20 protein-coding genes are annotated in these 21,172 nt (G+C 33.4%); 12 read left to right on the top strand and 8 right to left on the bottom strand.

From position 1 onward, the window contains the following. Nucleotides 1–77: 77 nt before the first annotated feature. From ABD816_RS05000 to yaaA, 5 genes are all read left to right on the top strand, one after another. Nucleotides 78–665: a PASTA domain-containing protein gene (locus ABD816_RS05000; protein WP_344925286.1), complete on the top strand. Its 588-nt coding sequence runs from the start codon at nucleotides 78–80 to the stop codon at nucleotides 663–665. A 126-nt stretch (nucleotides 666–791) separates the two neighbouring features. Continuing rightward, nucleotides 792–1,838 carry an RluA family pseudouridine synthase gene (locus tag ABD816_RS04995; protein WP_344925284.1) on the top strand — a complete coding sequence of 349 codons (1,047 nt, stop codon included), beginning with the start codon at nucleotides 792–794 and terminating at the stop codon, nucleotides 1,836–1,838. A 195-nt stretch (nucleotides 1,839–2,033) separates the two neighbouring features. Further along, nucleotides 2,034–2,225: a cold-shock protein gene (locus ABD816_RS04990; protein ID WP_024770737.1), complete on the top strand. Its 192-nt coding sequence runs from the start codon at nucleotides 2,034–2,036 to the stop codon at nucleotides 2,223–2,225. A 141-nt stretch (nucleotides 2,226–2,366) separates the two neighbouring features. Beyond that, a complete protein-coding gene (locus ABD816_RS04985) occupies nucleotides 2,367–2,693 on the top strand; it encodes a hypothetical protein (RefSeq protein WP_344925280.1) in 327 nt (108 codons plus the stop codon). Nucleotides 2,694–3,020: 327 nt separating this feature from the next. Further along, entirely contained in the window at nucleotides 3,021–3,782 is a 762-nt protein-coding gene (yaaA, locus tag ABD816_RS04980; RefSeq protein WP_344925278.1) for a peroxide stress protein YaaA, read from the top strand. 97 nt (nucleotides 3,783–3,879) lie between these two features. Here yaaA and ABD816_RS04975 read toward each other — a convergent pair whose 3' ends face one another. From ABD816_RS04975 to ABD816_RS04955, 5 genes are all read right to left on the bottom strand, one after another. Continuing rightward, complete coding sequence (locus ABD816_RS04975; protein ID WP_344925276.1) at nucleotides 3,880–5,301, bottom strand: TolC family protein; 1,422 nt, start codon at nucleotides 5,299–5,301, stop codon at nucleotides 3,880–3,882. Continuing rightward, a complete protein-coding gene (locus ABD816_RS04970; RefSeq protein WP_344925274.1) occupies nucleotides 5,302–6,660 on the bottom strand; it encodes an HlyD family secretion protein in 1,359 nt (452 codons plus the stop codon). Next, nucleotides 6,660–8,330: a peptidase domain-containing ABC transporter gene (locus tag ABD816_RS04965; protein WP_344925272.1), complete on the bottom strand. Its 1,671-nt coding sequence runs from the start codon at nucleotides 8,328–8,330 to the stop codon at nucleotides 6,660–6,662. The genes ABD816_RS04970 and ABD816_RS04965 overlap by 1 nt, the downstream gene beginning before the upstream one ends. A gap of 186 nt (nucleotides 8,331–8,516) precedes the next feature. Beyond that, on the bottom strand, nucleotides 8,517–8,849 hold the full coding sequence (locus ABD816_RS04960) for a hypothetical protein (RefSeq protein ID WP_344925270.1): 333 nt from the start codon (nucleotides 8,847–8,849) through the stop codon (nucleotides 8,517–8,519). Then, complete coding sequence (locus ABD816_RS04955) at nucleotides 8,846–9,517, bottom strand: TetR/AcrR family transcriptional regulator (RefSeq protein WP_344925268.1); 672 nt, start codon at nucleotides 9,515–9,517, stop codon at nucleotides 8,846–8,848. The genes ABD816_RS04960 and ABD816_RS04955 overlap by 4 nt, the downstream gene beginning before the upstream one ends. Nucleotides 9,518–9,651: 134 nt before the next feature. Between ABD816_RS04955 and ABD816_RS04950 the strand changes: the two genes are divergently transcribed. From ABD816_RS04950 to ABD816_RS04940, 3 genes are read left to right on the top strand one after another with little or no spacing between them, the layout of a single operon-like run. After that, a complete protein-coding gene (locus tag ABD816_RS04950) occupies nucleotides 9,652–10,152 on the top strand; it encodes a TRAP transporter small permease subunit (RefSeq protein WP_344925266.1) in 501 nt (166 codons plus the stop codon). 3 nt (nucleotides 10,153–10,155) lie between these two features. After that, nucleotides 10,156–11,502 (top strand): TRAP transporter large permease, encoded by a 1,347-nt coding sequence (locus ABD816_RS04945; RefSeq protein WP_344925264.1) that lies wholly within the window; start codon nucleotides 10,156–10,158, stop codon nucleotides 11,500–11,502. Between the two features lie 34 nt (nucleotides 11,503–11,536). Then, entirely contained in the window at nucleotides 11,537–12,667 is a 1,131-nt protein-coding gene (locus tag ABD816_RS04940) for a TRAP transporter substrate-binding protein (RefSeq protein ID WP_344925261.1), read from the top strand. 104 nt (nucleotides 12,668–12,771) lie between these two features. On the opposite strand, the gene ABD816_RS04935 is transcribed toward ABD816_RS04940, so the two are convergent. Beyond that, entirely contained in the window at nucleotides 12,772–12,957 is a 186-nt protein-coding gene (locus ABD816_RS04935; protein ID WP_344925260.1) for a CsbD family protein, read from the bottom strand. A gap of 294 nt (nucleotides 12,958–13,251) precedes the next feature. Between ABD816_RS04935 and ABD816_RS04930 the strand changes: the two genes are divergently transcribed. The 4 genes from ABD816_RS04930 (at nucleotide 13,252) to ABD816_RS04915 (ending at nucleotide 19,333) form a co-directional block, all read left to right on the top strand. Next, a complete protein-coding gene (locus ABD816_RS04930; protein WP_344925259.1) occupies nucleotides 13,252–13,788 on the top strand; it encodes a TlpA disulfide reductase family protein in 537 nt (178 codons plus the stop codon). Between the two features lie 46 nt (nucleotides 13,789–13,834). After that, nucleotides 13,835–14,584 carry a thioredoxin family protein gene (locus ABD816_RS04925; RefSeq protein ID WP_344925257.1) on the top strand — a complete coding sequence of 250 codons (750 nt, stop codon included), beginning with the start codon at nucleotides 13,835–13,837 and terminating at the stop codon, nucleotides 14,582–14,584. Between the two features lie 294 nt (nucleotides 14,585–14,878). Further along, nucleotides 14,879–18,331 carry a pyruvate carboxylase gene (locus ABD816_RS04920; protein ID WP_344925255.1) on the top strand — a complete coding sequence of 1,151 codons (3,453 nt, stop codon included), beginning with the start codon at nucleotides 14,879–14,881 and terminating at the stop codon, nucleotides 18,329–18,331. A 441-nt stretch (nucleotides 18,332–18,772) separates the two neighbouring features. After that, nucleotides 18,773–19,333, top strand: a complete 561-nt coding sequence (locus ABD816_RS04915; protein ID WP_344925253.1) for a hypothetical protein — start codon at nucleotides 18,773–18,775, stop codon at nucleotides 19,331–19,333. Nucleotides 19,334–19,380: 47 nt separating this feature from the next. Here the strand turns inward: ABD816_RS04915 and ABD816_RS04910 are convergent, their stop codons facing one another. Both ABD816_RS04910 and ABD816_RS04905 read right to left on the bottom strand, forming a co-directional pair. Beyond that, nucleotides 19,381–19,929 carry a hypothetical protein gene (locus ABD816_RS04910; RefSeq protein WP_344925251.1) on the bottom strand — a complete coding sequence of 183 codons (549 nt, stop codon included), beginning with the start codon at nucleotides 19,927–19,929 and terminating at the stop codon, nucleotides 19,381–19,383. Nucleotides 19,930–19,986: 57 nt separating this feature from the next. Further along, nucleotides 19,987–20,979, bottom strand: coding sequence for a YHYH protein (locus ABD816_RS04905; protein WP_344925249.1), 993 nt, complete (start codon nucleotides 20,977–20,979; stop codon nucleotides 19,987–19,989). Between the last annotated feature and the right edge of the window lie 193 nt (nucleotides 20,980–21,172).

Raw genomic sequence — 21,172 nt, 5'->3', positions numbered from 1 at the left:
CAAAAATATCATTTATTGAATAACAAAAGCTAAAAACTTTCCGTTTTTATATATTTGCGTAAACTATTAATTGATTCATGGATTTTATCAAGAACTTATTTAGATTTATTTGGAGTAAGATGTTTCTTATTCAATTAGTAATTGCTGTAGCCCTTACCGCTATCTTTTGCTTTGTTGCCTTACAGTGGTTAAATAGTTCTACAAACCATGATCAACGTATTGTGGTTCCTAGTTTGAGTAAAAAAACGTTAGATGAAGTAGCTACAATACTTGAGGATAAAAGTTTACGATTCGAAGTTCAGGATTCTACTAATTTTAATCCGGATTATCCTAAGTATTCTGTTATAGAACAAAACCCTGTAGCGGGTAATATGGTCAAAGAAAATCGTAAAATCTATGTAACATTAAATCCTTCAGGTTATAGAAAAGTAGAAGTTCCTAATGTAGTAATGAGAACGCAACGGCAAGCAGAACCAAAATTGAAAGCACTTGGTTTTAAAATAGGTACTATTACTAAAGTGCCCGATATGTCTAGTTTGGTTTTAGAACTTAGATATAAAGGAAAAAAAATAAAACCAGGAGACAAGCTTACCAAAACATCAACAATTGATTTAGTAGTAGGTGATGAGAGTGGAAGCCGGGTTAATCTTTCATCGGATAATTAATAAGATACAAAATACAATAGTTTTAAAAGTTGTAAACTAATGATTGTGTCTATTTCTATAATTGTATAGTATCTTTTGCATACTCATTTAATTATAACTTGATATACACTAACAATTCATATTTTTTTGGAAGAGAACATAGATAACAGAAACGATGATCGTAATGAAGATGATCTATACGAGCACCATAATATTATAGCAAAACCGGGGCAAGTTCCGCTTAGGGTAGATAAGTTTTTGATGAATTTTATCGAAAATGCAACTCGAAATAAGATACAACAGGCTGCAAAAGACGGAAGTGTTTTTGTAAATGATGTTGCGGTAAAATCTAATTATAAAGTAAAACCCAATGATGTAGTTCGTGTTTTATTTGCACATCCGCCTTATGAAAACCTATTGACTCCAGAGAATATTCCGTTAGATATTGTATATGAGGATGATGCTTTATTAGTGGTGAATAAACCAGCGGGCATGGTGGTGCATCCTGGTCATGGTAATTATTCTGGCACATTAATTAATGCATTGATATATCATTTTGATAATTTACCTAATAATAGTAGTGATCGTCCTGGATTAGTACATCGTATTGATAAAGATACCAGTGGATTATTAGTTGTGGCCAAAACGGAGGAGGCAATGACCCATTTGTCCAGACAGTTTTTTAACAAAACATCACAACGAGAATATCTGGCAATTGTTTGGGGTGCTATGTCAGAAAATGAAGGTACTATAGAAGGAAATATAGGAAGACATCCTCAAAACAGGTTACAAAACACAGTTTTTGTAGGAGATGAAGCTGATAGAGGGAAACCAGCAGTAACTCATTATAAGGTTTTAGAACAGTTAGGATATGTTACCTTAGCTTCCTGTAGATTAGAAACAGGGCGTACACATCAGATCCGTGTACATATGAAATATATTGGTCATACTTTATTTAATGATGCTCGTTATGGAGGTGATAGAATTTTAAAAGGAACTACATTTACTAAGTATAAACAATTTGTGGATAATTGTTTTAAAGTACTACCCAGACAAGCATTGCATGCCAGAACATTAGGTTTTATACATCCGGTAACTGGAGAGAAATTGTTTTTTGAAGCTCCAATACCAGAGGATATGCAGCAATGTATCGAGCGCTGGAGGAAGTATGCTAAAAACCAATTAGAATCCTGATTTTTGAGTATAATTCATAAAAGAATACTGTAGAAATAAATACAACAATAAGTAAGCGAAGTGCTGATCAATGCTTTCCGATAAGTTGTTTTAATCCAGGTAAAGTATTAAATTAATGTTATTAAATACTTTATTTTTTTAAAATCTGCGGATACTAACATAAATAATATTATCTTCGCCCTTTAATTATTTACAATGAACAAAGGAACAGTAAAATTTTTTAATGACTCCAAAGGATTTGGATTCATCACAGAAGAAGGATCAAACAAAGATCATTTCGTACACATCTCAGGATTAATCGACGAGGTTCGCGAAGGCGACGAAGTAGAGTTTGATTTACAAGAAGGTAAAAAAGGATTGAACGCGGTAAACGTGAAAGTATTATAATATACATTTGACTCTTTTAAAAACACAAGCCCGTGCATTAGCATGGGCTTTTTTTTATTAGAACATTTTATTTGTTTTGTAACTAAGTTACAGATCAGGTTATTTTAAAAAAACGATACATTTAATGATATTTTTACCGCTATGATAGGTTTTTGGCAAACGCTCATATTACTCATACTAATTCTTTCAGTTTTTGTTTTCCCAATGTTTTTGGTCTTATATAAAAGAGAAGAACCATCACATGAGATTCCGTGGTGGGCAAAAATCATTTTGATAGTTTCCTCGCTTACATGGATCGGACTCCTAACCAGCTCTTATATAATTTTTAGAAAGAAAGAATACGAGAATGATAAAATGTATAAATTCAGTAAACCAACAAGATATTATGGGATTTTTCTTTTTGTGTTAAGTGTTTTGTCCAGCTTATTCTGGTTGCTAATTGGATATTATGGAGGAAATCAAGGATGAGTTTCCAAGGGTTGATATACACAAAACCAATTTCAATAGAATTTCCAGTGACTTTGTCTCGAGTGTAGCGCATAGCATTAACATAATTAGACCCAAGAATTAAGGTAATGAAGTCTTGTTTACTGATTTTTATAGTGAAACGATCTTATTTTTGATACCTCGTATACTTGGGGCAGGGTAGTTCATTCCTAAGTAATTTATACAAGTAGTTATTTTTAAATTAATATGATATAAATTTTTAAAATACCTGCATAAAAAAGAAATACATTGGCTCATTTTATTTGTCAAATTGCTATTGTATTTTTGAAAATCTAAAAGTAATAAAAAATGAAAATTGTAGTATCTCCTGCCAAGTCATTGGATTTTGAAACCACATTGCCAACTAAACAATATACAGAACCTGTTTTTTTATCATCGTCTGAGAAATTGAATACTGTTTTGCAGAAAAAAAGCCCTAAAAAGCTTTCTGAATTAATGAGTATTAGTGATAAGCTGGCGCAATTAAACTGGCAGCGTAATCAAGATTGGAAATTACCTTTTAATCCAGAAAATGCGAGACCAGCTGTTTATGCTTTTAATGGAGATGTGTATACCGGATTGGATAGTTATACTATCCCATCTGACAAATTGCCGATTCTACAAGATACGCTACGAATACTTTCTGGATTATATGGAATTCTCAAGCCATTAGATTTGATCCAAGCGTATAGATTAGAAATGGGAACAAAGTTAAAAGTAGGAAGTAAAATCAACTTATATGAGTTTTGGAAAAAAGATGTAACAGAATATCTCAATGATGAAATGGAAGCTGATGAGTTATTCATAAACCTGGCGAGTAATGAATATTTTAGTGTCATTGATAAGAAAACATTGAAAGTACCGGTAATCACTCCACAGTTTAAGGATTGGAAAGGAGATAAATTAAAGATTATAAGCTTCTTTGCAAAAAAGGCAAGAGGTATGATGGTGCGTTATATTGTTGATACAGGAGCTAAAACCGTGGATGACTTAAAAGGTTTTAACTATGATGGATACGGATTTAGTGAGGAGCATACAGTTAAAGCTAACGAATTGGTTTTTGTCAGGTAAGAAATAGAAATATATAGAATCTGAATTAAAAATTTTATGGATGAGGTTAAAATCGTATGACCAAATTTATTTTTGTTCGATAACTAAGGGTTTATAATCAATTCACCGTTAGATCTTCTGTAAGTCCTAAAGCATTGTATAAACCGGCATTAGAAGTCAATAATTTTACCTGAAGCTGATTTTCTTTGAGCTGAGCGTCTATTAATTTCCCTTCTCTACTATTGATAAGGAATAAGGAGCTTTCTCCTAGTGCAAATTTTCTTTCTTCTGCCATAACTAGTGCTGTATAATTTTGCACAACAGCATCAACTAAGTCATTTTGAAGTTCTAGCGAAGCTATTTCTGCATTCATAGCTTCTATTTTGTTCTGTATAGTTAATGCTTCAGAAGCACGCTGAAAATTAGCATCCTGTATCTTTAAATTAGATAATTTTAAATCTCCACGTTCTTTTCGTAAAAATAGAGGCACACTAAATGTGAGTGCTGCTTTATAGTTAGCTGTATTAAAAGTGCTTATTTGGTCATACTCTGTATTTAGGAAATTATATTGTAAGTCCAGACGTGGTAACAATTTGTTTCTTTTGAGAGATCGGTCTACATTCAGGCTTTCTATTTTATTATCCATTGCTCTTAACTTTGGATGATTTTCCAAAAAAGATGCTGTATTTGTAATACCCGTTAACTTTAAGGAAGATTCTAATATAGCTTGATCTGGAATCACAGGAGTAACATACTCCTGGATCTCCATAGGAATATTATTGATCCATAAGTAATTACTTGCTTTGAGTGTAGCTTTTCTTCTTTTTAATCGAGCTGCTTCTAGACTAAGCCGGCGGTTCTGGAATGTTATTTTGGCTTCAACAGAATCAATAGCTGCTTTGTCACCAACTTCTACACTACGTTTGATTGCGATAAATCTTTGATTAGCATTAGCGAGAAAAGTTTCATAAATACGTTGCTCATTGGTTGCTTCTAACCATTCAAAATAGACTTTACTAGCTTCAAAAATTAAGGTGTTAACTTGTAAATCACGCTCTGCTTTTGTTTGCTCTCTAAAGAATTTTGCCTTTTTTAATGTCGCCATACGGTCATTCATAAGAAATCCCTGAGCTAATGAAAAGGATACACCAGCACTGTATAAACCGTCATCGGGTACCGTAAGATTTGGATTTAAAAATGTTCCTGAGTTTTCTTCAAAATTGGCTTTGAATTCAATTCCGTACCAAGTTGGGATTTTGAAAGCCGCATTTAGCTCATCATAATATTCTGTGCCTTTAAATTTCTTTCGATCATAATCTACTTCAATTTTTGGATCAAAGCCACCTCTGGCTTTTAAAAGATTTGCTTCTCCTACACTTAGTGTTAATTCAGCCTGTTTAATTAATGGATGCTGTTGTTTCACATATCCCAGATATTCTTCAAATGATAATATTTCTTCCTGCAGTATAGCTTCAGATTGTCCATATCCAGAAATAGAGAGTATCAGTAATAATATCAAATATTGAATTCTTATATTCATTTATTTCTTTTCTTTAGTTGCCACATTTTTTTTATCATCTGGTGTATAATAATCTGGTGGGAAGCCATTAAGACGTCTCCAAAGCTCATACCAGATAGGAACATCTTTTAATAGAGAGATAGTATATGCTCCAGAACCTACTCTAATGTTTTCTGGCCATTCGTTTTCAGACTTGTCTGGAGCAATAAGGATTCTAAATTTTCCATTGTCGCTAATAAAGGTTTCTATGGCTACTACTTTACCACCATAAGTTCCAAAAGAAGCATTAGGCCATCCACTAAAAAATATTGCGGGCCAACCATCAAACTGAATTCTCGTGCGTTCTCCCAGGTGGATTAAAGGCAGATCTATTGGATCCACAAAAGTTTCTACAGCAAGTTCATAATTAGTTGGCATGATCTTAACTAATTTTTCACCTTCTTTAAAAGTTTCTCCGAGCCCACCAATTAATGCTTTATTAATAAACCCATCTTGTGGTGCTTTTATGTAATATAATGCATTTCGCATTTCATAATTAGTAGATTGATTGTCTAGCTTAGAAACTTGCGCTTCTGTATCATACTGATTAGATTCTGCACTGAATTTATCACTTTGTCCTTTGGCAATCTTGTCTGCATATTGCGCAGAGATTCTATTAATTTCTATAGTAGCATTCAACACTTCATTTTTGCTGGCTAACAATTTATTTTCCTGGGATATTAACTTAGCTTGCATTTCCTGAAGTTTTAATCGTTTTTCTTCTACATCAGTGATTGCTTTTAATCCTTCTTGTTGTAAAGTTGCTGTTCGATCATATTGCAATTGTGCAATATTAAAATTAGTTTTTACAGCTTCCAGATCAATACTGTCACTTGTCACTTTTAAGTAAGCTTGTTTCAGCTTGTTTTCACTTTGTTCTAATTTTAATATTCGCTCGCGGGATAATGCAGCAATCTGACCGTTCAAAGCTTTTACTTTTTCCTGATACGAAGTAACGGATCGGCTTTTGGCATCTCGCTGTATTTGAGTTCGCTCTAGTAAGAGTGGATCCTGATATTCATTTTTAATTTCTGAGATAAAGAGAATAGTATCTCCTTCTTTTACAAAATCTCCTTCCTGTACATACCATTTCTCAATACGTCCCGGAATTCTGGATTGTATAGTCTGTGGTCTTTGATCCGGTTTTAAAGTAGTTATAAAACCATTACCTGTTACATTTTGTGTCCAGGGCAGAAATAAAGTAATGAAGGCTAAAATTGCAAAAACAGCTAAAAAGCGATTAAAAAATTTATAGTGATTAGAAGTAAAAGCTTTCTTGAAAGCATCATATCCATCCAGCGTCACTTTCTGATTAAGTTTATTATTAGAGATATTAAGCATTACACGTTGTCTTTTATGGTTATGATACCTTCATTCAAATGAATTGTCCTATTAATGTCTATTTCCCAACATTCGTTTCTACTGGATACAATGATTCCCCACGGTCTTTCTGGAGAAGTCAGGAAATTAATGATTTCCTGCGCCTCTTCTTTTTCAAAATGATCTAAAGGATCCTTCAGAAGTAGTAGTTTAGGGGTATGTATAATTGCTCTGGCAAGAATGATTCGTTTACTGATTGTATATGGGATCTGTTGCCCTTCAGGATATAGTATTGTTTTTAGACCTAAAGGTTGTTTTTTTACAAAATTTAATAGTCCAAGATTTTTTAACACCCAATGAATTTGATCTTGTGGAATATCTTCTTTGCCAAATGTGATGTTTTCTAAGATTGTTCCTTCAAAAGGAGTTTGATCAGGAAGTACTTGTCCTATTTCTGCTCGGTATGCATTAGGCATAATACCTTTTAATGCAATGTCATTTACATACATAGCTCCATGAGTCGGGCTAATTAGACCAGAAATAATTTTGAGTAATGTTGTTTTTCCAGATCCTGAAGGTCCAGTTAATAAAATTCTATCTTTTATAGTGATAGTAAAACTAACATCTTCTAAAATTGTGTTTTGATCAGCAGTAATATACGTTATATCGTCTAATTCTACTCTGAAACTGTTTTTAGTATTAAAAGGATCGATACCTGTTTGTACGTCTAAATCTTTATCTACTACCTGACCTATTTTTTCTAAAGAAGTAAGTACATCATAAAATGATTCTAACCCTGCAATTAATTTTTCAACAGATCCAATTACTAATAATATAATAATTTCTGCGGCTACAAATTGCCCGATATTCATTTGTTGATTCAATACCAGTAATCCTCCGATGACCAAAAGCCCTGCAGTAACTAAAATCTTAAATACAATCATCAAACTAAATTGCTGTAATAAAATTCTAAAGTGATTTTCTCTAGCATTTAGATATGCTGTAGTGAGTTCATCATTGCGTGACATAGCGAGTTTAGTTTTTCCAGAAAGTTTAAAACTAATTAGAGAACGAGCAATTTCCTGAATCCAATGGGCTACTCGGTACTTACTTTTAGATTCTTTTAAACTGGTATCTAACCCTTTTTTTGCAGTATATTTAAATACGATATAGATCAATATGATCAATAGAAGTCCATAAATAATGAAAAATGGATGGTAAAAAGAGAGAAGCGCAAGTCCGAAGATGATTTGTAAAATGGCAGCCGGAAAATCAATAAGAATCTTTGATAATCCCTTTTGTACAGTTAGTGTATCAAAAAAACGATTCGCTAATTCTGGGGGATAATAATTGCGTAATTCAGACATTTTGATCTTAGGAAACCGGTAAGCAAACTCAAAAGAAGAACGTGTAAATATTTTTTGCTGAACGTTTTCCAGAATACGTTTTTGCATGATTTGTAAAGCACCTTGAAACCCAACTCCAAAAGTAACAAGAATGACGAGAATAATCCAGGAAGAGGATACTTGTGCACCCTGAATTAAATTGATAATTGCTTGTATTCCTAAAGGAAGCGATAGTGCTACAAGTCCTGCAAAGATGGCATAATAGAATATTTGCTTAATATCTTTTTTGTCCAGTTTTAAAAGACCTATAAATCGTTGCCAGGATGATAGAATGGTAGTATTCATTTAATTGGATGTTAAACGTGTTAAGGTTTTTGGTCTAATGTGAAATTCTATTGATTCTCAATTTTAAAATTAGTGATCTATTAACGCAAAACTGAAAGCCTTTTTTTAATAGAAAATAATAATACCAAACTAAATTTCTTTTTTTATTGACTTTGTCATTGTTTGGTATAGAAACTTAATTGATATTTATACGTAAAATGAACAGGAATGTTCTGGCGGTGGGATATGATTTTTTCTTCTAAAACCCTTATAATTGATATCACGATCAAAAAATGATGCTCGCTTATAATAATTACCTATATATAAAAATAATGGAGAAACAGGGTGTAATTCTATGTTTTGCAGATCGTTTTCTAGATTTTCAGAGATATCATTTTCTCCTTCTGTATCGTAATATTCAACTTCTGATTGTGAGTCCAAAGAAAAATCGAAAATAGGCTGTATAAAGATAGCAGCCGTTAAAAGAACAAGGATGATATGTCCTAAATGTTGACGTAAGTATTTGCTATCATCTCTCATGATGCAATTGTTTTAAACGTTAAATCGTTGTAAAATTGTATAATATTTTCTTTTCCTTTTTCATAATCCGTTAGTGCAGGTAAATGCTCTGAGAAATAACGCTGCTGATGAGATCCTTCTATTATGGTAGAGATCAACATATGAGGAAATTTGAAATCAGGGTTTATATCAATTACAAAATCGCTTACACGCTGCACTACACGTTTATAAGGTTTAAAAAAACCTTTTTTATTTTGTTCATCTACATCTTTTGTATGATATGCTTTAGACGATTCAGCTATAATAATACGATGTAATACAACTTCGTTGATATAGGAAAAAGCATTATCCTCCATTACTTTTTGCGTTAATATTCTAATAGCGGTTTGTAGTTTATCTTTTGCCTCAGGAATATTATTTGTTGCAAAAACCATTTTATACTCTACCCAACTCCAATACCAACACATTAAATAAATTAATAATTTGTGTTTGCTTTCAAAATATCTATAAATAGAGCTTTCATTAGAATTAATGCGTTGACCCAATTTTTTGAAAGTAAAAGCTTCAAAGCCTAATTCATCAATCATCTCAATACTATGAGAGACTATTCTACGTCCTAAATCAGAAGATTCCGGATTCTTAGTATAGAATTCTGATTCAATAGTGATCTGTATATTTAAGTTTTTCATATTTAGATTGCAAATTTAATAGTAATACTATCACATCCTAATAGTTTATGTTTTAATTAACAATTGTCAATTCTTATTTTAGGTGTATCAATTTTAGTATCTTCCCTTTCTAATTGACGCTTTATACCACGTGGATGCAAAAAATAATTAATTTTCTGGATTGGACTGGAGAGAAAATAGGTTCTGTAATTAGTTGGATTGCTTTGATTTTAGCAGTTTTGATTGGTATTGATGTTATCATCCGGTATGTGTTTCAGTTTACTTTTATTTGGATGATAGAATCCGAGATTTATCTATTCGGAATGTTGTTTTTGTTAGGTTCAGGATATACTTTTAAATATGGAACCCATGTTCGTGTAGATGTATTTTATGCTAAGATGTCTTTAAAAGGAAAAGCTTGGATAGATTTATTAGGAGGACTATTTTTATTGATCCCTTGGTGTTATGTTGTGATAGTAACTTCTTGGTATTATGGATTGGCATCTTTTATGATCCGTGAAAAATCTCCTCAACCTGGTGGATTGCCAGCACTATATGTACTTAAATTTAGTATTACAATAGGTTTTGTGTTCTTGTTGATACAAGGAGTGTCGCAGATACTTAAATCAATTCAGGTTATTTTTAATCAAAAATAGAGAATGGAATTTTTAGCAATTATATTATTTATTGTCATTTTTATTCTGATTCTCAAGGGGTATCCTGTGGCTTTTACACTAGGAGGTATTTCTGTTGCTTTTGCATTTGGTGTTTCTATCTTTTCTCCGGAATCTTTTACAATGTCTACCTTTTATTTATTACCCTCAAGAATTATGGGAGTTGTTAATAATTATGTATTGATGGCGGTTCCTTTATTTATTTTTATGGGCATTATGTTAGAGAAATCGGGATTAGCTCAGAGTTTATTAGAAACCATGGCAATGATGTTTGGTCGTATCCGTGGTGGTTTAGCAATTTCTGTAGTAATAGTAGGAGCCTTGCTGGCAGCATCTACCGGCATTGTAGGAGCTACAGTTGTCACTATGGGATTAATTAGTTTACCAACAATGCTTAAAAGAGGGTATAAAACAGAATTAGCAACGGGTGTCATAGCAGCATCAGGAACCTTAGGACAGATTATTCCACCTTCCATTGTATTGGTATTACTGGCTGATACTATTAATAGTGCTTCTAGAGGCGGTGCATCTGTAGATGTAGGAATGCTCTTTTCTGCAGCCATGCTTCCCGGATTATTATTAGTGGGGTTGTATATTCTATATATATTAATAAAAGCATATTTCTATAAGGAAGATGCACCGGGTATACCTACAGAAGAAATTAAAGCATTTAGAGGGGGTGATTTTGTAGGAAAGATTCTAAAAGCTTTGTTTCTGCCTGTGTTACTTATTGTCATTGTTTTAGGATCTATTTTTACAGGAATTGCTTCTCCTACAGAAGCTTCTGCAATAGGAGCAATTGGTGCCACCATATTAACAATATTACAACATAAATTTTCATTGAAGATAGTAAAAGAAGTAATACAAGAAACGACACGACTCACATCAATGGTGTTCTTTATTTTATTAGGAGCTACTACTTTTACCTTAGTATTTAGAACACTGGGAGGAGATCAATATCTACAGGAATTAATTGTGTTTTCTCAGCTAACACCACTGATGTTTTTATTGCTCGTAATGTTAGTAATTTTTATCACTGGTTTTTTTATTGATTTTATTGAGATTATTTTTATTATAGTACCTGTAGTAACACCTGTTTTTAATGCCTTGGATATTAATATGCTCTGGGTAGGTATTTTGATGGCGTTAAATTTACAAACTTCTTTTCTGACACCTCCTTTTGGGTTCGCTTTATTTTATCTAAAGGGTGTCGCACCAGAAGGAGTAGAAACACACCAAATATACAGAGGAATCATTCCGTTTATTCTTATTCAGTTACTTGTGGTAAGTTTAGTCTTGTTTTTTCCGGAGATTATCTTTATTTCTAGTTAAAGTTAAAATGTCATATCTATAAAAATAGGGTATAATGAGTTGTAAAAATATATATAAATATCAGGTCTTAAAAAGAAGTGTTCTTACATTGATATTATTCTTGATGGTTTCTTGTCTCGGAGATCCCCCGGCTGGTATGAATCCTGCTACCTATGCTGTTAAGAAACCTGATCAGGTTTTTTATTGGAAAATGACAACCACCTGGCCGCCTGATTTTCCTGTGGTAGGAGAAGTAGCGGAGAAATATGCTGCGTGGGTTGATGAGTTATCCAATGGTCAAATAAAAATTAAAGTATATGGTGGTGGAGAATTAGTGCCACCGCTAGAAGCATTTGATGCGGTCTCACAAGGTAGTATTGAGATGGGATGTGGCGCAGCCTATTATTGGGCAGGGAAAACTCCTGCAGCACAATTTTTTGCCGCAGTTCCTTTTGGGATGAATGCACAACAAATTAATTCTTGGTTAGAAGTGGGAGGTGGTTATGAATTATGGAAAAAAGCATATGCTAAATTTAATTTAGTGCCTTTTATGGGAGGTAATACAGGTGTACAAATGGGTGGATGGTTCAACCGGGAAATCAATACTATAGAAGATTTTAAAGGTTTAAAAATGCGATTACCCGGAATTGGAGGAAAAGTACTAGAAAAAGCAGGTGGAGCACCAATTTTAGTTGCCGGAAGCGAAATTTATACAAGTTTAGAACGAGGTGTCATTGATGCAACAGAATGGATCGGTCCTTATCATGATTATAAGATGGGTTTTCATAAAATAGCTGACTATTATTATACTCCAGGATGGCATGAAACAGGATCTCAGTTAGAATTCTTTATTAATAAGAACCTTCACGATAGCTTACCACCGCACTTACAAGCTGTATTGATGGCGGCTTCTAAAAGAGCACAGGTATGGGTACTGGCAGAATTTGACAAACAAAATGGAATTTATCTGGATAAACTGGTACAAGAAGAAAAAGTAGAAATCCGGGAGTTTTCTAAAGAAACGTTGGATATTTTAAGAGGGTATACGAATGAAGTATTACAAGAAATGATCGGAGAGGATCCGTTATCCAAAGAGGTATATGAGAGTTATGCTGCTTTTCAAAACAAAATGAATGCTTGGTCCAAAGTTACAGAAAAAGCATATTACAATAAGATAATGGATTGATATTTTGGGTCAATTGTAATATAATGAAAAAAGGTATTTCGGATTTTATTCCGAAATACCTTTTTTCTTAAGATACTAAAAGTTTCTATAGGAATCTCATTTAATTACATAGCATCGATCTCGTCTTTTAACTGCTCCTTTGTTTTACCTGTTTTTTCTTGTAGTTTTCCAAGCATTTCATCAAACTTGCCTTCTGCATAAGTGACATCATCGTCTGTGAGATCCCCATATTTTTGTTTGAATGTCCCTTTTATCTGTTTCCACTTTCCTTCTAATTGATCACTATTCATGACTATTGTTTTTTGTGTGTTAAACTTGTTTTTGATAATAACAAGATAGGTATAGAAAATCATTCGATTTAATCCTTTTGAACAGAATAATATCGTAAAAAAATAAAATAAACATAAATAAATGTGAAAATGATTCTATTAATTAAACCTTCTTCTAAAAGAACAGTTAAAAGAGGTATGTTTCTACATAAAAAGAAATAATTTTAGCGTAATAAAGCTATTATTTTATAGTCTTTATAAAAAAGGAACTTAATTAAAAAAAATAACATCGTGTTTTATAGAGTCTATGTACTAATGCTAGTTGTGATATGTTTCAGTTGTAAAAAAGAAACAACAGAAACAACAGAAACCGCAACAACCAACCAAACGATTACAGCTTCGGATCATGAGAAAAGTAATAAAGCTGAGATTCCTGTTTATAATTTTGAAGAATTCGAACCATTATTGTATACAGATACAGATACTACCTACATCATTAATTTTTGGGCAATGTGGTGCGCTCCCTGCGTAAAAGAATTACCTTATTTTGAAACTTTTAGTGAAAAGAATAAGGATAAAAAAGTAAAAGTTATTTTAGTAAGCCTTGATTTTCCTGATACGATTGATAGCAAACTTATCCCTTTCCTGAAAAAGAAAAATATACAATCAGAGGTTGTTTTACTGGATGCTCCTGATCAGAATAGCTGGATTAATAAAGTAAATCCTGATTGGTCGGGTTCTATACCTTATACTATCGTATTTAATCATAAAAACAGAGCACATTTTGAGCGCTCTTTTGAAAACCTGCAAGATCTGGAAAATGTAATTGCAGAAACGATAAATAATGAATAACAAATTTTTAAAAATTAAATTATAAACCCTTAATCACATATCAAAAATGAAAAAAGTAAGTTTTTTAATTATGATGATTGTACTATCTGCAAGTACCTTTGTTTCTTGCAAAAACAATCCAGAAGCGTCTAAAGAAAAAGTAGATGAGAGTTCTTCTGTTGCAGGAGAACACCCAGAAAGAAAAGGACCACCTCCCGGAGGTGATAGAAAAGGACCACCTTCGGGAGATAGAGCCCAGCAAACAAAAACCTTAGAAGAAATTGGTGGATATAAGATAGGAGATGTTGCTACAGATTTCAGTCTTAAAAATGTTGATGGCTCTATGGTATCCCTTGCATCTGTAGAGAATGCAAAAGGTTATATAGTAACATTTACCTGTAATGAATGTCCGTTTGCCAAAATGTATGAAGACAGACTTATAGCGTTGCACACTACCTATGCACCAAAAGGATATGCAGTTATTGCTATTAACCCTAATGTTTCTGTGGGAGGTAAAGAAAGTTTTGAAGCAATGGTAACAAGAGCAGAGGAAAAGAGTTTCCCTTTTCCATATCTGGCAGATGAGAAACAAGAGATATATCCACAGTATGGTGCTGTAAGAACTCCTCATATCTTTTTACTGGATAAAGAGCGAAAAGTACAATATATTGGTACTATAGATGATAATGCTAAATCTCCGGAAGATGTAAAGGTTAAATACCTCGAAAATGCAATAGAGGCATTAGAAAAAGGAGAAAAACCTAATCCTGATTTTACAAAGGCAATTGGTTGTCCTATAAAAGCTAAGAAAGCATAATACAACACATTAAAAGATGTATCACTAATACGTTTTTGATTCCTATCTTCCGTTTTTGGGAGATAGGAATCTTTTTTTTTAAATGTAAACTGTATTACTGACATTACATTTCGCACATCCTAATATCTAAGATAATTTACGTTTTTATTAGTTTTTTCCTAAGGATACATTCAAAAATCAGATAATAATCCTGTTTCTTTAAATAAAAAATAATAACTTCTTAGCAAACCTGTTGCAAGAAATCTGTCATATCTATATCTTGGGAGCTAAACGCAAAATAGCAAAAATAATATGATGAAGATCAAAAAAGTTTTAGTAGCCAATAGAGGAGAAATAGCCATTCGGATTTTCAGAGCATGTACAGAAATTGGTATTGAGACGGTAGGCGTTTATACTTATGAAGATCGGTATTCATTACATCGCTATAAAGCAGATGAAGCATATCAGATAGGCGCTAATAATGAGCCATTAAAGCCATATTTAAATATGGATGCCATTATTAAGGTTGCAAAAAAGAATGGTGTAGACGCTATTCATCCCGGTTATGGTTTTTTATCAGAAAATGCAGAATTTGCTAAAAAGTGTGGGGAAAGTGGAATCATTTTTATTGGCCCTAAAGTATCTGTATTGCAGTCTCTGGGTGATAAGATTATGGCAAAAGAAGTGGCTATTGCTAATGATATTCCCATTATACAAAGTAATAGTGTTGATCTTACCGATGTCAAAATTGCAATAAAAGAAGCTAAGAAAATAGGGTTTCCAGTCATGTTAAAAGCAGCTTCTGGTGGAGGAGGAAGAGGAATGAGAGTGATCAGAAGTGTCGAAGCCTTAGAAAAAGCGTATCCTGAGTCTCAACGGGAAGCACTCAATGCGTTTGGTGATGATACTGTATTCTTAGAGAAATTTGTAGAAAACCCTAAGCATATTGAAGTACAGATTGTTGCCGATCATCACGGTAATATGGTACATCTTTTTGAACGGGATTGTTCTGTACAACGACGTTATCAAAAAGTAATTGAATATGCTCCTTCTTTTGGAGTAGAAGAAGAGATTAAACAGCATTTATATGAATATGCTATAAAAATATGTAAAGCAGTAGATTATAACAATATAGGTACAGTAGAGTTTCTGGTGGATGAGGATGATAGTATTTATTTTATAGAAGTTAACCCACGAGTGCAGGTTGAACATACGGTAACTGAGGTTGTGACAGGTGTAGATTTAATTAAAGCGCAGATTTTTATTGCCGGAGGATATAAATTATCTGATGAGCAGATAAAAATCGGAAGTCAGGAAAGCTTATCAACTAATGGATTTGCATTACAATGTAGAATTACGACAGAAGATCCTGAGAATGATTTTAAACCAGATTATGGAACCATTACGACCTATCGTAGTGCATCGGGATTCGGAATCCGATTAGATGCTGGTAGCGTATATCAGGGAGTAACGATTTCACCTTTCTTTGATTCTATGCTGGTTAAAATATCTGCTAATAGTAGAACACTGGACGGGGCATGCAGAAAAATGCGGAGAGCACTTTCAGAATTTAGAATCCGCGGTGTAAAAACAAATATGCCATTTCTGGATAATATATTACAACATGATACTTTTAGAAAAGGTGCAGTAACTGTCAATTTTATTCGGGATACCAAGTCGTTATTTACCATAAAAGAATCACGTAACAGGGCAACAAAGTTGGTGAATTTTTTAGGAGATGTGATTGTCAATGGTAATGTAGATGTAAAAAAAGTTGATATACATAAAAAGTTTGTTACACCTGTAATTCCTGCATTCAATGAAGATGAGGCCTATACAAAAGGGACAAAAAATTTATTAACAGAGTTAGGACCGGAGAAGTTTTCAGCATGGCTAAAAAATGAAAAGAAAGTTCATTTTACAGATACTACGATGCGTGATGCACATCAGAGTTTGCTGGCAACACGGATGCGGAGCTATGATATGCTAAAAGTAGCAGAAGGATTTGCTAAAAATCATCCAGAAGTATTTAGTATGGAAGTATGGGGAGGAGCCACCTTTGATGTATGCCTTCGGTTTTTGAGAGAAAATCCGTGGGAACGATTACGGTCATTGCGAGTTGCTATGCCTAATCTCTTATTACAAATGCTGATTCGTGGATCTAATGGAGTAGGATATACTGCCTATCCCGATAATCTTATTGGCAAATTTGTAGAGCAGTCCTGGGAAAATGGTGTAGATGTATTCCGTATTTTTGATTCGCTTAACTGGATGAAGTCATTAGCCCCGTGTATAGAACATGTGAGAACACGTACCCAGGGTTTAGCTGAAGGTTCTATCTGTTATACAGGTGATATTTTAGATCCAAAACGAACAAAGTATACCTTACCATATTATATACAATTAGCCAAAGATATTGAGAATGCCGGAGCCCATATTCTGGGGATTAAGGATATGGCTGGTTTATTAAAGCCATATGCAGCATATGAGTTAGTTTCAGCGTTAAAATCAGAAATAAATATTCCGATACATTTACATACGCATGATACTTCTTCTGTGCAATCCGCTACCTATCTAAAAGCTATTGAAGCCGGGGTGGATGTCATTGATGTTGCACTAGGAGGACTTTCTGGATTAACCTCACAACCTAACTTTAATTCTATAGTAGAGATGATGAGGTTTCATGAACGAGAGAATAAGATGGATATTACCAAATTAAATGAGTATTCTAATTATTGGGAATCTGTACGTGAATACTATTATGCATTTGAATCTGGTCTAAAAGCCGGAACAGGTGATATATATCAACACGAGATCCCTGGTGGACAATATTCTAATTTAAAACCACAGGCAGAGGGACTAGGATTGGCAGATCGTTTTCATGAAATTACAAAGATGTATGGAGAGGTAAATGAGCTTTTTGGAGATATCGTAAAAGTAACACCTAGCTCTAAAGTAGTAGGAGACATGGCGCAGTATCTGGTGAGTAATAACCTAACTATTCAGGATGTAAAAGAAAGAGGAGATACCATTTCATTTCCATCCTCTGTAGTCAATTTATTTAAAGGTGAATTAGGACAGCCCGTAGGAGGATTCCCTAAAGCTTTACAGAATTCTATCCTCAGAGGACAACAACCATTTACAGATCGACCTAATGCCCATTTAGAACCCGTGGATTTTGAAGAAGCGTATAAGGATTTTGTAAAAGTCTTTAAAAAAGGAATGGGAAGAGAACTGGATATTACTGATTTTCTTTCTTATAAATTATATCCACAAGTATTTACCGGGGCTTATAATCACCATATCAAATATGGGAATGTGATGAATATCCCTACCAAAAACTTCTTCTATGGAATGGAGCCGGAAGAAGAGATCATTATAGAGTTAGATCAGGGTAAAATCTTATTAGTGGAGTTGATCTCTGTAGGAGAACCTAATGATGAAGGAAAAGTAACTGTTTTCTTTAAGGTAAATGGCCAGACACGTAATGTAGAGATACAGGATAGTTCTGTTAAAGTAACAAAAGTTGTTCATGCAAAAATAGAAAAAACTGATACTAAGCAGATTGGAGCACCTCTACAGGGATCACTATCTTCTATATTAGTAAAAACTGGTCAGGAAGTAAAAAAGAATGAACCACTTTTTATCATAGAAGCAATGAAGATGGAAACGACTATTACTGCGAATGAAGATGCTATTATTAAGAAAATAGTATTAAAACCGGGTACAATGGTAGAGGCTGATGATTTAGTAATCACATTAAAATAGGTGTAAAAAAGTTTGATGAATTTTAGGATTAGAAATAGAAACTAGATCATTTTTTTGTAGTGACAGCTGTTAAAGTGGTCTTGTTTTTTTAGGAAAGATATAATTTATCTTGCCAGAAAATTCTACAGTAATCTTACTGCTTACGGGTATGCTATTTTATTAGATTCTAAACTTTTGAAACAAGTAGGATTTCCTTTCTTTTGGTAGACGATGTGATATTTGTTTAAAACAAAAAGGATGAATCACTAATCATTTCTTTTTGCCTACTTTTACCAAATGTATTACTACTATCTGATAATTGCCTTACAAGGTTTCTGTATTTATCACGTGATAAAAAATAAAAATGAATATTACTGGTATTTTGTAATTTTCTTCTTACCCCTTATAGGGTGTATTATTTATCTGTTTACACAGGTATATAGTAAAAAAGATCTTGATGTCGTGCAAAATGAAATTGTACATGTATTGAATCCAGGTAAGAAGGTAAAAGATGCTCAGGAGCGAGTGGCATTTGCTGATACTTTTCAGAACCGGGTACTACTAGGAGATACGTTCTTTGAGATACGAGAGTATCAAGCAGGTATTGCTGAATATGAAACTGCATTACAAGGTAATTATACTCAGGATGTAGGAGTCGTTAAAAAATTAATAGAGGGCTACTATAATATCAATCAATATGAAAAAGTAATTATTTGCGCTGAGAAAATTAAAGATAAACAGGGGTTTAATGGTTCCAGAGGGCAATTTTTATATGGGCTATCCTTAGAAGAACAAGGTAGATCAGAAGAAGCAGAAGAGAACCTGAAACCTATTGATAAGCGATATTCTAATTATGAAGAACGTTATATTTTAGCGCAGTTTTTGATTAAAAATGATAAAAAGAAGGAAGCAGAAGAGATTCTAATGGATATTATTGTAGAATCTGATCATATGTCAAAGCCTAATCGAATTGCATATAAAAATGTGGTAGCGGATGTGAAAAAGCTGGTAAGTACATTGTGATTTTACTACTGACTCTTAAAGTTTTCATATTTTAAAGAAGAAATAAACTATCTTTTTCTCTTCTTTAATTGATAAACCAATACTAATAAGACAAATATAATAATAGTTCCGCCGATTAAATAGTATATCAAAGGTGTACTATTTTTTTTAATTTCTAAGTTAAATACCGGTGACTGAATGTTCGTAATGAACTTTGTTTCTTTGCCCTTAGGATTGGAATAGGTATGATAATTTTGTTGAGATTGTAGATGTTCTAATAGTATTAAGTTAGATATTTTAACAACATCTGTACCTTCAAATATCAATGTGTAATTTGTAGAATGACTATGATCCGGGTTTTTAGTAAGTATCACTTTTAATAAAGGTAAAACCTTTCCTTCAGCATTGAAAAGCTTTAATTTATCTTGTATATAGTTAAAGAATATGAGATTAATATCTTCTTCTGTTTTTGCATTTTTAAAAGAGTAATCATAATTGATTAATGCATTGCGTATGCTCCACGAAAATTCTGCCTGTATGATGGTAGTTTTTTTCTCAGTTATGATGTTAAAATAGGCTTTATCAGCATCATGTGCATATCCTACAGACAGGCACATGAAGACTAACAGTTTTATCACAAACGGGTGCATATAGGGGGAGTATAAAAAAATATTTTAATTAGGGCCACCGTTTCCGCCACCTAATGTAAAATCATCAGAAGGGGTTCCAACAAAATACCTAGGGATACTTGGGAATTCATCACCATCGGTTAATATATAATAATATGTTCCTTCTGGAAATTCTGGAGTAACTCCTGTCCTTCCATTTGCTTCATCTAAGGTGCCTTGCCCTTCAATATATTCAAAATCGGCAGCATAAGCTCCATTATATTCTGAGCATGGAGCGGTCACACCATCACCAGGTCTATCTCCTTCTTTTAGTTCATAGCTCGAACTCATAGCGACAACCTCAGAACTACTATCATCAGCTGTACTATAGGCATATTTGTAGTAAATAGGAAACCCATCTGCAGCCCATCCAATATGAACCATTTCACTACCATCTGCATTTGCTATAAGATCATATAAGGTAGCAGCTCCATGATAATGATATTGCCCGGTAGGCTGAACGTGCCCGTAATTACAATCCAGCCCAATTCGCACATTTAAAGCTTCTAAGTTCCAGTTCCAGTTAACATCCGGATCCATAATTCCTAAATCGCTATGCGGCCAGGGCTCTGCGGCTATGGGGTCCAATTCGACACCATTTAATAATATACCAAACCTGTATACGGGGCCGGTATCACTTTGTAAAGATATTAGATTACCAGTTTCTTCCGGACTTGTAGTAATGGTGTACCTTTCATCCTGTGCAGATACATCAGCATTTGGGAATGTGCCTACCATATGTTCAGGAATGTTATTTGCTGTAATGACTCTATTCTCTCCTTCAATAAGGATTAGGAATTCTGGAGCGATATCAAGTGTTGTATTACAAGTTCCTGGACCGTCAATTACTTCATACTGTTCACAATCTACAGTACCACTGTCATCATCATCAGACGAGTCATCTGTATCATCAGTTCCACAAGATTGCAATCCATGAAAAAGAAAAATGGACAGGAAAAGTATTATGACTGGTAATGATTTATTTGCTGGTTTCATCATAATTAACGTTTTAAATATGTGATCTGTTATACTCAAAGTTAAGTAAGTATTATTAAAACGAGTAGGCTTAAGATTATATTTTAAGGGAAACCTCTTTAATTTTCAGTTAAATAGTGCTAATGAATGGGTAAATGTCTAATATTTGACTTTGGAGAGGAGATGTTTTATGAATTTTTTATTGTAAAAAAGAGAT

The sequence above is a fragment of the Aquimarina addita genome (genome assembly GCF_039539305.1).
In the GTDB taxonomy this organism is placed as follows: Bacteria; Bacteroidota; Bacteroidia; order Flavobacteriales; family Flavobacteriaceae; genus Aquimarina; species Aquimarina addita.
This window is presented reverse-complemented; position numbering and strand designations above follow the sequence as displayed.

Coding starts and splice junctions, on each gene's coding strand:
- ABD816_RS05000 (WP_344925286.1), top strand. CDS start 78: ATGGATTTTATCAAGAACTTATTTAGATTTATTTGGAGTAAGATGTTT.
- ABD816_RS04990 (WP_024770737.1), top strand. CDS start 2,034: ATGAACAAAGGAACAGTAAAATTTTTTAATGACTCCAAAGGATTTGGA.
- ABD816_RS04985 (WP_344925280.1), top strand. CDS start 2,367: ATGATAGGTTTTTGGCAAACGCTCATATTACTCATACTAATTCTTTCA.
- yaaA (WP_344925278.1), top strand. CDS start 3,021: ATGAAAATTGTAGTATCTCCTGCCAAGTCATTGGATTTTGAAACCACA.
- ABD816_RS04975 (WP_344925276.1), bottom strand. CDS start 5,301: ATGAATATAAGAATTCAATATTTGATATTATTACTGATACTCTCTATT.
- ABD816_RS04970 (WP_344925274.1), bottom strand. CDS start 6,660: ATGCTTAATATCTCTAATAATAAACTTAATCAGAAAGTGACGCTGGAT.
- ABD816_RS04965 (WP_344925272.1), bottom strand. CDS start 8,330: ATGAATACTACCATTCTATCATCCTGGCAACGATTTATAGGTCTTTTA.
- ABD816_RS04960 (WP_344925270.1), bottom strand. CDS start 8,849: ATGAGAGATGATAGCAAATACTTACGTCAACATTTAGGACATATCATC.
- ABD816_RS04955 (WP_344925268.1), bottom strand. CDS start 9,517: ATGAAAAACTTAAATATACAGATCACTATTGAATCAGAATTCTATACT.
- ABD816_RS04950 (WP_344925266.1), top strand. CDS start 9,652: ATGCAAAAAATAATTAATTTTCTGGATTGGACTGGAGAGAAAATAGGT.
- ABD816_RS04945 (WP_344925264.1), top strand. CDS start 10,156: ATGGAATTTTTAGCAATTATATTATTTATTGTCATTTTTATTCTGATT.
- ABD816_RS04940 (WP_344925261.1), top strand. CDS start 11,537: ATGAGTTGTAAAAATATATATAAATATCAGGTCTTAAAAAGAAGTGTT.
- ABD816_RS04935 (WP_344925260.1), bottom strand. CDS start 12,957: ATGAATAGTGATCAATTAGAAGGAAAGTGGAAACAGATAAAAGGGACA.
- ABD816_RS04930 (WP_344925259.1), top strand. CDS start 13,252: ATGCTAGTTGTGATATGTTTCAGTTGTAAAAAAGAAACAACAGAAACA.
- ABD816_RS04925 (WP_344925257.1), top strand. CDS start 13,835: ATGAAAAAAGTAAGTTTTTTAATTATGATGATTGTACTATCTGCAAGT.
- ABD816_RS04920 (WP_344925255.1), top strand. CDS start 14,879: ATGAAGATCAAAAAAGTTTTAGTAGCCAATAGAGGAGAAATAGCCATT.
- ABD816_RS04910 (WP_344925251.1), bottom strand. CDS start 19,929: ATGTGCCTGTCTGTAGGATATGCACATGATGCTGATAAAGCCTATTTT.
- ABD816_RS04905 (WP_344925249.1), bottom strand. CDS start 20,979: ATGATGAAACCAGCAAATAAATCATTACCAGTCATAATACTTTTCCTG.